Consider the following 13,114-nt stretch of genomic DNA (forward strand, 5'->3'; position numbering starts at 1 on the left):
CACCGCTAGCCTGCCGACGTGACCCTGCACCTGCACCACGCCGACAGCACCGACGTGCTGGCCGGTGCACTGGCGCAGGTGCTGGCGCAACCGCTGGCCGACCCCTTCGCGCAGGAGGTCGTGGTGGTCCCGGCCAAGGGCGTCGAGCGCTGGTTGGCCCAGCGGCTCTCGCACCGGCTCGGCGCCGGCTCGGGCCAGGACGGCGTGTGCGCGGGAGTCCGGTTCCTGAGCCCGCGCTCGCTGGTCGCGCTGCTCACCGGGACCGAGCGCACCGATCCCTGGGACCCCGACCGACTGGTGTGGCCGCTGCTCGAGGTGATCGACGCAAGTCTCGACGAGGACTGGTGCGCCACGTTGGCGCGGCACCTCGGCCGGGAGGAGACCGGCGTCGAGGCCGAGCTGCGCGAGGGGCGCCGCTACTCGGTCGCGCGTCGGCTGGCCGGCCTGTTCACCGGGTACGCCGCCCAGCGCCCGGCCCTGGTGACCGCGTGGCGCGAAGGACGGGACGAGGACGGCATCGGGCACCGCCTGGACGACGACCTGCTCTGGCAGCCGCAGCTCTGGCGCGGCCTGCTCGACCGGGTCGACGCACCACCTCCCGACGTACGGCACGCCGCGACGCTGGAGAAGCTGCACGCCGGCGGTGACGACCTCGACCTGCCCGGGCGACTCTCGCTGTTCGGCCACACGCGACTGCCGGAGACCGAGATCGAGCTCCTCGCCGCTCTGGGGGACCACCGCGACGTGCACCTGTGGCTGCCGCAGGTCTCGGCTTCGCTCGCCGACGACCTGACGGAAGCGGTGGCCGGCGGGCGGGTGCCACGGTCGGCGGACGGGACCGCGCACCTGGTCGGCCACCCGCTGCTCGCCTCGCTCGGACGGGACGCGCGGGAGCTGCAGCGCTCGCTGGCCGGGGTCGGGGTGACGGAAGCGATCGTCGAACCGAGCCACGCCCCCGAGCGGTCGGGGCTGCTCGGCTGGCTCCAGCACGACCTGCGCGCGAACGCGGTCGCCCCCGCTGACCTGGCGTCCGCGCGGACCCACGACCACGGCGACCGCTCGGTGCAGGTGCACGCCTGCCACGGACCGGCCCGCCAGGTCGACGTCCTCCGCGAGGTGCTCGTCGGTCTGCTGGCCGACGACCCGACGCTGGAACCGCGCGACATCCTGGTGATGTGCCCGGACGTCGAGACGTTCGCTCCGCTGATCGAGGCGGGGTTCGGGCTCGGGGAGGTCTCCGAGGGCAGCCACCCCGCGCACCGCCTCCGGGTCCGGCTCGCCGACCGGGGGTTGCAGAGCACCAACGCTCTGCTCGCCGTCGCCGGCCACCTCGTCGACCTCGTCGGCGGGCGTGCGACCGCGAGCCAGGTCCTCGACCTGCTCGCTGACGACGCGGTCCGTCGACGGTTCGGGTTCGACGACGACGACCTCGCGCAGCTGACCCGGTGGGTGGCGGACTCCGAGGTGCGCTGGGGTCTGACGCGCGAGCACCGCACCGACTTCGGTCTCGGCGCCCTCGAGCAGAACACCTGGCGTGCCGGCCTGGACCGCGTCCTGGTCGGGGTGGCGATGGCCGAGGAGCAGGTGCTGCTCGGGCGGACCCTTCCGCTGGACGACGTCGGCTCGGGTTCGATCGACCTCGCCGGCCGGTTCGCCGAAGCCGTCGACCGGGTGCAGCGTGCGGTCGAGGACCTGCAGCAGGCCCGGTACGCCGGCGCCTGGGTCTCCGCTCTGTCCGCGGGCGTCCAGTCGCTCACCGCGGTCGACCGGGACGACGCCTGGCAGGTCGTTCAGCTGGAGCGCGAGCTGGCCTCGATCGGGAACGGTGCGGACGGCCAGCCCGTCCAGCTCCGCGTCGCGGACGTGCGTGCACTGCTGACCCAGCGCCTGGCCGGCCGCCCGACGCGAGCCAACTTCCGGACCGGCACGCTGACCGTCTGCACGATGGTGCCGATGCGCTCGGTGCCGCACCGGGTGGTCTGCCTGCTCGGGCTCGACGACGGGGTCTTCCCGCGGACGACCACCGCCGACGGCGACGACGTGCTCGCCCGTGACCCGCTGACCGGCGAGCGCGACCCGCGCAGCGAGGACCGTCAGCTGCTGCTCGACGCCGTGCTGGCCGCGACCGAGACCCTAGTCATCACCTACTCGGGCGCGAGCGAGCACACCGGTCAGCCCCGGCCCCCGGCAGTTCCCGTCGGCGAGCTGCTCGACGCGCTGGACCGCACCTCCGCGGCCCCGGTCCGTGACCGGGTGCTGATCACCCACCCGCTCCAGCCCTTCGACCCCCGGAACCTCGTGCCGGGAGAACTGGGCACCCCCGGTCCGTTCAGCTTCGACGCCGCGGCCCGTGCCGGGGCGCTCGCCGCCCGGCACCCGCTCCCGGTCCCGCCGTTCCTGGGTGCTCCGGTCCCGACCGAGCCCGAGGCCGACGTCACGCTCGCGGAGCTCCTGGACTTCTACCGCAATCCCGCACGGGCGTTGCTGCGACGGCTCGACATCGCCACCGCCTACGACGCCGACGAGATCCGGGACGCCATCCCGATCGACCTCGACAGCCTGGAGACCTGGTCGGTCGGCGACCGGATCGTGTCCTCGCTGCTCACCGGTGCCGACCCGCAGGCGTGCATCGACGCCGAGCTGACCCGGGGTTCGCTCCCGCCCGGGGACCTCGCCCCGGAGCGCCTCACCGAGATCCTGCGGAACGCCGAGGAGGTGCTGAACAGCAGCGCACCGGTGCGGGTGGGTGACCCGCGCTCGCTCGACGTCGTCGTCGACCTGGGCGGCGGCCGCCGCCTGGTCGGCGCGGTGCCCGGGATCTACGGCGACGCGGTCGTCCGGCTCACCTACTCCTCGCTGCGGGCGAAGCCGGCGCTCGGGCTGTGGCTCGACCTGCTGGCCGCACAGGCTGCCCTGCCCGACGAGCAGCTGACCGGGCACGCCTTCGGCAAGGGCTCGGCCCGCAAGCGCGGCCAGGCCTCGATGGGCCCGGTGAGCGCCGAGTTCGCCCGGGACCACCTGCGTCGGCTCGTCGAGATCCGCGACCGTGGCCTGACCGAGCTCGCACCGCTCCCGCTCGCCACCGGCCGCGCCTGGGCCGTCGGCCGCGAGCAGAGCCTGAACAAGGCGAGCTGGCAGGCCAAGGACGCCTGGGCCGCGAGCGACAGCTCGCCGGTCCCGGGCGAGAACGAGGACGTCGCGTTCGTCCGGCTGCTCGGGACACGGGCACCGGTGGAGGCGCTGGTCGGCCTGGAGTCGATCGCCACCGCGGTCTGGGGACCGCTGCTCCAGTACGAGCGGGGGTGGTGAGGGTGGAGGAGTTCGACATCCGCGCCCCGCTGCCGACCGGGACCGTCCTGCTCGAGGCGAGTGCGGGCACCGGCAAGACCTGGACGATCGCGGCGCTGGTCGCCCGCTACGTGGCCGAGGGTGAGGCCACCCTGGACCAGCTGCTGGTCGTCACCTTCGGACGTGCCGCGAGCCAGGAGCTGCGCGAGCGAGTCCGGGAACGTCTCGTCGCCCTCGAGGGGGTGCTGTCCGACCTGGTGCTCACCGGATCGACGACCCGCGAGCGCGACGACCTGGTCGACCTCGTGGTCGCCGTGGACGAGACCGAGCTGCGGAGACGACGCGGACTGGTGCGCGACGCGCTGACGTCGTTCGACTCCGCAGCCATCGTCACCATCCACCAGTTCTGCCACATGGTGCTCAAGGGCCTCGGCGTCGCGGGGGACACCGACGCCGGCGCGACCCTGGTCGAGGATCTCGACGACCTGCTCGTGGAGGTGGTCGACGACCTCTACCTGCGCGACCACGCCGACGCCACGTCCGCGCAGGCCTTCCCCCGCAAGGAAGCGCTCACGCTCGGCCGCGAAGCGGTGCGCGACCCGCGCGCGCGGCTGGAGCCGGCCGATGCGCCCGAGGACAGCATCGCGGGCATCCGGGTCGCGTTCGCCGGCAAGGTGCGCACCGAGTTCGACCTGCGCAAGCGCCGCCTCGGCGTGCTCTCCTACGACGACCTGCTCGGTCAGCTCGCCGACGCCCTGGAGGATTCCGACGCCCCGGCCCGCTCCCGCATGCGTCAGCGGTGGTCGGTGGTGCTGGTCGACGAGTTCCAGGACACCGACCCGGTGCAGTGGCAGGTCTTCGACCGGGCGTTCAGCGGCGTGGCGACGATGGTGCTCATCGGCGACCCGAAGCAGGCGATCTACGCCTTCCGGGGTGGCGACGTCTTCACCTACCTCCAGGCCAAGCAGTCGGCGGACGTGCACCAGACCCTCGGCGTGAACCGGCGCAGCGACGCCGGCCTGCTCGCGCAGGTGCAGGTGGTGCTCGAGGGTGCCGAGCTCGGGAGCCCGGAGATCGTCGTGCTGCCCGTCGAGGCCAGCCAGCCGGCCTCGCGACTGGCGGCACCGGGCGCCCCGTTCACGGTCCGGGTGCTCACCCGCGAGGACCTCGGCGCGCCGCCCAACAAGCTGGCCACCGTCGGCGGGGTGAACCAGCGCATCGCGGCGGACGCCGCAGCGCAGGTCAAGCAGCTGCTGACCTGCGGCGCGACCTTCGTCGACGAGACCGGGGAGCGGGAGCTCACGGCGGGTGACATCGCGGTGCTGGCGTACCGACGTGCGCACCTGGACCAGGTTCGCGAGGCGCTCGCCGAGGTCGGCGTACCGGCGGTGATCGCGGGGGGTGGCAGTGTCTTCGACACGCCTGCGGCCGCCGAGTGGCGCTCGCTCCTGGAGGCCCTCGAGCAGCCGCACCGCTCGGCGCGGGTGCGTGCTGCCGCGGTCACGTCCTTCTACGGGTACACGGTGGCCGACCTCGTCGACGGTGGTGACACGCTCACCGAGCAGCTCTCCGACCGGTTGCGGGACGTGGCAGCGCTGCTCGGCGAGCGCGGGGTTGCCGCGGTCTTCGAGACGGCCGTCGCGCGTGACGGACTCAACGCCCGTGTCCTCGGCCGGGTCGGGGGTGAGCGCCACCTCACCGACCTGCGGCACGTGGCCGAGTCGCTGCACGACGTGGCCAGCCGCGAGCGCCTCGGCCTGGTCGCCCTGCTCGCCTGGATGCGTGAGCAGATGTCCGAGGAGCTGACCCAGACCGCGACCGAGCGCACCCGCCGCCTCGACAGCGACGCCCACGCCGTGCAGCTGGTCACCGTCCACGGGAGCAAGGGCCTGGAGTACCCGGTGGTGCTGCTCCCCTTCGTCTCGGACCGGTACGGCGGCAGGAAGGCCGAGGTGCTGGCCTACCACGACGAGACCGGCGAGCGCGTCGTGCACGTCGGAGGCTCCGACGGCCGGCCGGCAGCGCTCGACAACCAGACCAAGGCCGAGGACGACGGCGAGTCGTTGCGCTTGCTCTACGTGGCGATGACCCGGGCGAAGTCCCGGTTGATCGCGTGGTGGGCGGCCGGCAACAACGTCCCGACGTCGCCGCTGAACCGGCTGCTGCTCGGGCGCAAGCCGGGGGACGGGGGCTCGGCGCCGCGCGTCGAGCCGGGACCCGATGCCGAGGTCGTCCGCTGGCTGCGGGCGTGGGAGGGGCGCCGGGGGCCGGCCGTCCAGCAGGCGCTGGCGGTCGACGTCGACCCGGCACCGTTGCCGGCTGACGAGCGGGAGCTGGCGGTGCGGACGTTCTCGCGGGTCGTCGACACCGCGTGGCGGCGCACCTCCTACTCGTCGTTGTCCGCGGCCGGGGCCGCGCACGCCGAACCAGCGGTGGGCAGCGAACCCGAGTCCGCACCCCGCGACGACGAGGAGATGGGTCCGGACGCGGTGATCGCCGAGCCGTTGGACGACGCCGCGCTCCGCTCGCCGATGGCTGACCTCCCGGTGGGTGCCACCTTCGGTTCGCTGGTGCACGCGGTCCTGGAGCACACCGATCCCGCAGCACCCGATCACGACGGCGACCTGCGATCCGCGATCAGCGCCGAGATCGCCGAGCAGCTGCTGGCCTGGCCGCAGGACGTCGACGCCGAGGCGCTCGCGGACGCCCTGCTGGCCGTCTACGCGAGCCCGCTCGGTCCGCTGGTCGGGGAGGCGACCCTGGGCACCATCGCGATGGCCGACCGGCTCTGCGAGCTCGACTTCGAGATGCCGCTGGCCGGCGGTGACCTCGCCCGCACCACCCGGGCCGACGTGCGCCTGGCCGACGTGGGCCCGCTGCTGCTCGCGCACCTGCCTGAGGGGGACCCGGTCCGCGGCTACGCCGAGGCACTCCGCGACCCGGCCCTCGGTTACCAGCCGCTGGTCGGGTACCTGACCGGCTCGATCGACGTCGTGCTGCGGATCGGGGACCGGTTCCTGGTCGTCGACTACAAGACCAACTGGCTCGGACCGCGCGAGGCGGAGCTGACCGCGCTCGCCTACGCCCCCGACGCCCTCGACGGCGCCATGGGTCACTCCGACTACCCGCTGCAGGCGCTCCTCTACGCCGTGGTGCTGCACCGCTTCCTGCGCTGGCGCCTGCCCGGTTACGACCCGTCCGAGCACATCGGCGGCGTCCTCTACCTCTACCTGCGCGGGATGTGCGGACCCGAGACACCGACCTTCCGGCACCGGGGGCAGGACGGCAACCCGGCCGGCATCTTCTCCTGGCAGCCGCCGGTCGCCCTGGTGCTCGCCCTCTCCGACCTGCTGGACGGCGTGACGGAGGTGAGGTCGGCGTGACCGAGATCTTCGAACCCACCGACGCCTGGGACCACCGCTTGGCCCTGGGTGCGAGCGGTGAGCTGGCCGAGCTCAACCTCGCCGGTGTGCTCACGGCGGCCGACGTGCACGTGGCGCTGCGGATCGGCCGCATCGGCGGCGAGTCCGACCCGAGCGTGCTGCTCGCTGTCGCCCTCCTCGTGCGTGCGGTCCGGCACGGCTCGGTGTGCCTCGACCTGACGCGGGTCGCCGAGCTGGACGCCGACCGCGCCTGGCCGGAGCCGGACCGGTGGCTCGCCGCGGTGTCGGCGAGCCCGGTGACGGGGACGGCGCTGCAGGTGGAGGACGGACTGATCTACCTCGACCGCTACTGGCGGCAGGAGGGCGACGTCGTCGAGGACCTGCTCGCGCGGGTGGCTCGCCCGGCACCGCACGTCGACGAGCAGCGTGTCGAGCAGGCCCTGGGTCGGCTGTTCGCCGGGCCCACCTACGCCGAGCAGCGCGCGGCCGCCGACGCCTCGGTCCGGCGCTGGACCTCCGTGCTCACCGGCGGCCCCGGTACCGGCAAGACGACCACGCTGGCCCGGTTGCTCGCCGTGCTCACCGACGCCAGCGACGCGCCGCTGCGGATCGCCCTGGCGGCACCGACCGGCAAGGCAGCGGCGCGGATGACCCAAGCCCTGGCCGAGGCGACGCGGGCCGAGGACTTCCCGCTCGCCGACCGGGTGCACGTGGAAGGCCTGGAGGCCTCGACCCTGCACCGGTTGCTGGGCACCCGGCCGGACAACGGGACCAGGTTCCGGCACCACCGTGGCAACCGGCTCCCGCACGACGTCGTGGTGGTGGACGAGACCTCGATGGTCTCGCTCACCCTGATGGCGCGCCTGGTGGAGGCGGTCCGCCCCGACGCGCGGCTCATCCTCGTCGGCGACTCCGACCAGCTGGCCTCGGTCGAGGCCGGCGCCGTGCTGCACGACGTCGTCCTCGGCTTCCGCGACCGGGAGCCCTCGCCGGTGAGCCACCTGGTCACCTCGCACCGGTTCGGCGACGCGATCGGTGCGCTCGCAGCGGCGGTCCGCGACGACCGGGCCGACGAGGCCTGGTCCGTGCTCGTCCAGGGCTCGGCGAACATCGAGCTCGTCGACCCCGCGGATGAATCGCGGATCCGCGAGCTGGTCGCGGGCCCGGCGTTCGAGGTGCGCGACCTGGCACTGGCCGGGGACGCTCGCGGAGCACTGGCAGCGCTGGAGTCGCACCGGCTGCTGTGCGCGCACCGGCAAGGCCCGTACGGCGTCGCGTGGTGGAACGAGCGCATCGAGCGCTGGATCGGCGAGCGCGACGGTCGGGACTGGTTGCCCGCCCACTACCCGGGCGAACCGCTGATCGTGAACAGCAACGACTACGGACTGCGCCTCTGGAACGGGGACACCGGGGTCGTGGTCGGCGAGGACGACGGCGACCGTACGGCGGTCTTCGACATCGGCGGAGAGGACCGGGTGCTCGCGCTCTCACGCCTGGCCGACGTCAGCACCGCGCACGCGATCACCGTGCACCGCAGCCAGGGCAGCCAGTTCGGCACGGTCACGGTGCTGCTGCCCGAGCCGGAGTCGCTGATCCTCTCGCGCGAGCTCCTCTACACCGCGATCACCCGGGCGCGCGACGTCGTCCGGATCGTCGGGACCGAGGAGTCGCTGCGCGCCGCGATCGCACGGCCGGCGCAGCGCGCTTCCGGGCTCGCCGCCCGGCTCGCCCGACCTAGCTGATCGGGCTGAGCAGGAACAGCGGGATCTCCCGGTCGGTCTTCGTCTGGTAGGTCGCGTAGGTCGACCAGGTGTCGACGGCGTGCTGCCACCAGTCCGCGCGCTCGGCGCCGGTGAGCAGCCGGACCGCGTAGGTCTTCTTCACCGCGCCGTCCTGGAGCTCGACCTCGGGACGCGCCAGGAAGTTGTAGTACCACTCCGGCTGGTCCGGGGCACCGCCCTTGGAGGCGACGGCCAGGTACTCGCCGCCGCGCTCGACGCGCATCACCGGGTTCTTGCGGAGGTTCCCGGACTTCGCGCCGACCGAGGTGATCACCACGATGGGGTCGCCGGAGTCGCGCAGCGTGTTCGCCTCGGCGCCGTTGGACGCCTCGAACGCTGCGACCTGCTCGCGGACCCAGTCCGCCTTGCTCGGGACGTACTCGCCTTGAAGGGTCATACCTGGTCAATGCCCGCGGACCCGCTCCCATTCCCGGCCCGTGCTGGGTGAGCCGGTCGAAACCCGCCCCGATAGATTCCGGTCATGAGCGCGATCGACGGAGTCAGCGACATCTTCGACCCGGCCGACTGGGACGACGTCCCCGGCTTCGAGGACCTGACCGACCTGACCTACCACCGGGCGAAGGCGCACGGCACCGTGCGGATCGCGTTCGACCGTCCGGACGTCCTCAACGCGTTCCGCCCGCACACCGTCGACGAGCTGCTGCGCACCCTCGAGCACGCCCGCACCTCCGCCGACGTCGGCTGCGTGCTGCTCACCGGCAACGGGCCGAGCACCAAGAACGGCAAGCACGCGTTCTGCACCGGTGGCGACCAGCGGATTCGCGGCAAGGCCGGGTACCAGTACGAGACCGCCGGGCACGACGACGAGGGTGCGCCACCGAACCCCATCGACGCCGCCCGGCTGGCCCGGCTGCACATCCTGGAGTGCCAGCGGCTGATCCGGTTCATGCCGAAGATCGTGATCTCCGTCGTGAACGGCTGGGCGGCTGGCGGCGGGCACTCGCTGCACGTGGTCAGCGACCTGACCCTGGCCAGCGCCGAGCACGGTCGGTTCAAGCAGACCGATGCCGACGTCGGTTCCTTCGACGGCGGGTTCGGGTCGGCGTACCTGGCGCGTCAGGTCGGTCAGAAGTTCGCGCGCGAGATCTTCTTCCTGGCCCAGGAGTACTCGGCCGAGGACGGCGTCCGGATGGGCACCGTCAACAAGGCGGTCCCGCACGCGGAGCTCGAGAAGACGGCGCTGGAGTGGGGTCGCCTGATCAACGGCAAGAGCCCCACCGCCCAACGGATGCTGAAGTACTCGTTCAACCTGATCGACGACGGCCTGGTCGGCCAGCAGCTCTTCGCCGGCGAGACCACCCGCCTGGCCTACATGACCGACGAGGCGCAGGAGGGCCGCGACCAGTTCCTGGAGAAGCGCGAGCCGGACTGGTCGCCGTACCCCTGGTACTACTGACGGCGCAGCGCTGTCGCGAGTACCCGCAGCTCGGGTACCCGGAGAGTCCTCGCCGCCGCCAGGAACACGCTGCCGAAGACGGCCACCTCGGCGGCGGTCAGGAGCAAGGCGTCTGCCTTCGAGGTCGGTGACAGCACCCACTGCCCGGTCGTCAGGCGAACCGCGAGCAGGCAGATGATCGCGGCCAGGGCCGCGCTCAGCCCGATCCGGGTGAGCGTGCCTGCTGCCGGGCGGGCGCTCCCGACGCCGAGCCGGCGACGCAGCGCCGACCACGAGAGTGCCGATCCCACGGCGTAGGCGACCGCGTACGCGGTGGCGAGCGCGGGCGCGGTCAGGGCCCGATCGGTGGCGCCGACGAGGACGACCGCGAGGCCGAGGTCGACCACGCCGATCACCGCCTGGATGCCGAGGATGACCCGGTTGGCCTCGAGCGCGTAGAGACCGCGCAGCGCGACGTAGTGGGCGGTGAAGAACAGCAGCGCAACGGCGAAGCAGGCCAGGGTCGGGGCGAACAGCTGCGAGGACCCGGTGCCGGTCCCGTAGCCCCAGACGAGGTCGGCGACCGAGGGCGAGAGCAGGGCGAGCAGCACCGAGACCGGCACGATCGCCAGCATCACCAGCCGCAGTGCGGACGTCAGTCGTGCGGCCAGCTCGTGCCGGTCATCGCTCGACGCCAGCAGTGCGAGCCCGGGCAGGCTGGCCGTCATCAGCGAGACGGTGACGACCGCGTGCGGCGCCATGATGAGCAGGTAGGCGGAGGAGTAGATCGTGTACCCGGTGCCGGCTGATCCGCCGGCGCAGCCGGCGCCGGCGGTCCCGCTGGTGGCCAGCCGCACGATGCCGGCGTAGACGACCTGGTTCGTCAGCACGACGGCGATGGTCCAGCCGCCGAGTCGCAGGGTGGTGCGCATCCGGGGCGACAGCAGCCGCAGCGTGGGCCGGTAGTGGATCCCGGCCCGGCGCAGGTACGGGACGAGGGCCGCGCACTGGACGACGACGCCGAGGGTGGTGCCGAGTCCGAGCAGCAGCACCTGCCCGTCGCTGTACCCGCCGCAGCGGGTGGTGCTCGTGCCGAAGGTGCCGAGGTAGGTCGCGAGGACGCCGATCGCGACGAGGTTGTTCAGCACCGGCGCCCACATCATCGGCCCGAAGACACCGCGCGAGTTCAGGATCTGGCCGAGCAGCGCGAAGACCCCGTAGAAGAAGATCTGCGGCAGGCAGCAGAAGGCGAGGGCGACTGCCGAGCGGTACTGGTCCGCGAGCTCGGGCCGGGTCAGTGCGGTGGTCACGAAGGCGCGCAGCACCAGCGGAGCGGCGAGGGTGACCGCGACCGTCGCGGCCAGCAGGACCGCACCGAACAGGGTGATGACCTGGTTGACGTACTCCGGTCCGTCACCGCTGCGGTGCGCACGGACGAGCTGCGGGACAAGCACGGCGTTGACGACGCCGGCCCCGAGCAGCACGACCAGCAGGTTGGGGATCGTGTTCGCGATCGCGAACACGTCGGCGTGCAGCCCGTTGCCCAGAGCGGCGACGAGCAGGATCGACCGCCCGTACCCGGTGAGGCGTGCCGCGGTTGTCGCGAGAGCCATCCGGACACCGGCCCGGGCCTCGCGCTCGACCGTCACCCGAGGAGGATAACGAGGAAGACCGCGTAAGACCAGGGAAGAACGCCCGTGAGGCTGCCATGACGAGAAAGAGCATGGCTGCAGCGTTCGCGACGACCCTCCTGGTGGGTGCGGGACTGGCGGTGATGACGCCCGGGCCGGCCCAGGCCGTGGTCGCCTGTCCCGCGGGGGTGTGGAACTACCACCAGACGATGACCGGAGGCTGCGGCTACGGCCAGTGGTCCAGCGGCGAGAACAGCTCGGGTGATGCCTGGTTCAAGCTCTCCGGCCAGGTCGGGGACAACAAGGCGGACGGCTCCTGCGCGCGTGTCGAGGTGCACACCCGGGTCGCGTTCGCGCCGGACTCGACGCAGACCTACAAGGCCTGCGGGAACGCGACGCGGACGGCGATCAGCTTCAGCGACACCGACACGGCGACCGGCGCCACCGGGTCGGTCCAGGCGTGGTCGGTGCGGCTGTGCGTCGGCGACTCGTGCACCGCCTACAAGGACTACGAACCGCGGTAGCTAGCCGACCAGCGAGTCGAGGTAGTCGACGAAGTCCTTCGACAGGCGGGTCCAGTCGAGGTGCTCACGTGCGTAGGCATGACCACGCGCTCCCATCGCCCGCCGTTCCTCGGGGTGAGCGTCCAGGTGCAGGACCGCGTCCACGACCGTAGCCGGATCGGCCCGGTCGTCCTGGAACGGGATCACGACGCCGGCGGCGGCGCCTTCGACGAGGGCAGCCGCCGCCGGGAGTGCCGTGGTGATCGCCGGGACGCCGTGAGCGAGGTACTCGGCCACCTTGGTCGGCAGCGAGACCCGGTAGTTCGGCTGGTCGTGCAGCAGGGACAGCCCCGCCAGCGCACCGTCGAGGACCGCCATCGCCTCGCCGTACGGGCGGAACCCCAGCCACTCGACACCCTCCGGTGCGTCGGCGAGCAGCGCGGCCGAGGCGGTGTCCGCGGGGCCGACCAGCTGGAGCCGGATCCGACCTGAGGTCCGCTCGTGGAGCAGGGCGCCGGTCGCGATCAGCTCCGCAGCACCCCGCGGCCCGGTCAGGTGGCCGACGTAGACCACCCGCGGCTCGTCCGGCGGCGTCGCCTGCGGCGGCACGACGGTGGTGTTCGGGACGACCGGGTGGGTGCCGGTGAACCGGGACCGGTAGCCCTCCTCGGCGAGCATCAGGTGCACCCGGCGTTCGGCGTACTTCTCCACGCCGCGGATGCAGGCGGCTGCCGGGCGGGCCAACCAGGTCGGCAGCCACGGCTTCATGCCGACGGCGGCCGCGGTGTCCTCGTGCACGTCCCAGACCACCGGCGGGAGCTTCAGCCCGCGGGTCGAGAGCAGCAGCTCGGGGTCGTGGAGCAGGACCACGTCGGCGTCGACCGCGCGGTCGCGCAGCAGCGCCCGCGCCGCCCGGATCGCCTTGAGCCTCCGCCGGCCCTGGGCCCTCGGCAGGTCGACCGTGGTCAGTCCCGGGGCGGCGACCTGCTCGATGCCGTAGCCGGTGAACGGTGCCGCGTAGGTGACCTGCCACCCGGCCGTGAGGAGCGCCTCGATCTCGCGCTTGCGGATCCGGGCGTCCTCGGGGTGGTGCACGACCGTCACCACGAGTGCACGGTTCACCGAGCCGACC

Annotated in this window: 8 protein-coding genes; 5 read left to right on the plus strand and 3 right to left on the minus strand. The window is 72.9% G+C overall.

Annotated elements, in window-relative coordinates; genetic code table 11:
- The first annotated feature begins 18 nt into the window (after positions 1-18).
- Genes recC through recD form a run of 3 tightly spaced genes read left to right on the plus strand, consistent with a single transcriptional unit; the run spans position 19 to position 8,413 of the window.
- Entirely contained in the window at positions 19-3,309 is a 3,291-nt protein-coding gene (recC, locus tag EFL95_RS19025) for an exodeoxyribonuclease V subunit gamma (RefSeq protein ID WP_123235688.1), read from the plus strand.
- Positions 3,306-6,671, plus strand: coding sequence for a UvrD-helicase domain-containing protein (locus tag EFL95_RS19030; RefSeq protein ID WP_246005051.1), 3,366 nt, complete (start codon positions 3,306-3,308; stop codon positions 6,669-6,671). Before recC ends, EFL95_RS19030 begins: the two co-directional genes overlap by 4 nt.
- Positions 6,668-8,413, plus strand: coding sequence for an exodeoxyribonuclease V subunit alpha (gene recD, locus EFL95_RS19035; RefSeq protein WP_221176511.1), 1,746 nt, complete (start codon positions 6,668-6,670; stop codon positions 8,411-8,413). Before EFL95_RS19030 ends, recD begins: the two co-directional genes overlap by 4 nt.
- Here the strand turns inward: recD and EFL95_RS19040 are convergent.
- Positions 8,406-8,849 (minus strand): nitroreductase family deazaflavin-dependent oxidoreductase, encoded by a 444-nt coding sequence (locus EFL95_RS19040; RefSeq protein ID WP_123235690.1) that lies wholly within the window; start codon positions 8,847-8,849, stop codon positions 8,406-8,408. The genes recD and EFL95_RS19040 overlap by 8 nt on opposite strands.
- An 84-nt stretch (positions 8,850-8,933) precedes the next feature.
- On the opposite strand from EFL95_RS19040, the gene EFL95_RS19045 reads away from it, so the two are divergent.
- Positions 8,934-9,869: a 1,4-dihydroxy-2-naphthoyl-CoA synthase gene (locus EFL95_RS19045; protein WP_123235691.1), complete on the plus strand. Its 936-nt coding sequence runs from the start codon at positions 8,934-8,936 to the stop codon at positions 9,867-9,869.
- Here EFL95_RS19045 and murJ read toward each other — a convergent pair.
- Positions 9,863-11,497, minus strand: a complete 1,635-nt coding sequence (murJ, locus tag EFL95_RS19050) for a murein biosynthesis integral membrane protein MurJ (protein ID WP_123235692.1) — start codon at positions 11,495-11,497, stop codon at positions 9,863-9,865. The genes EFL95_RS19045 and murJ overlap by 7 nt on opposite strands.
- Before the next feature lie 74 nt (positions 11,498-11,571).
- Between murJ and EFL95_RS19055 the strand changes: the two genes are divergently transcribed.
- Positions 11,572-12,003 carry a hypothetical protein gene (locus EFL95_RS19055; protein ID WP_123235693.1) on the plus strand — a complete coding sequence of 144 codons (432 nt, stop codon included), beginning with the start codon at positions 11,572-11,574 and terminating at the stop codon, positions 12,001-12,003.
- Here EFL95_RS19055 and EFL95_RS19060 read toward each other — a convergent pair whose 3' ends face one another.
- Positions 12,004-13,104, minus strand: coding sequence for a glycosyltransferase (locus EFL95_RS19060; protein WP_183407274.1), 1,101 nt, complete (start codon positions 13,102-13,104; stop codon positions 12,004-12,006). It lies immediately after the preceding gene.
- Positions 13,105-13,114: the final 10 nt, after the last annotated feature.

The organism is Nocardioides marmorisolisilvae (genome assembly GCF_003725775.1).
Taxonomy (GTDB): domain Bacteria; phylum Actinomycetota; class Actinomycetes; order Propionibacteriales; family Nocardioidaceae; genus Marmoricola; species Marmoricola marmorisolisilvae.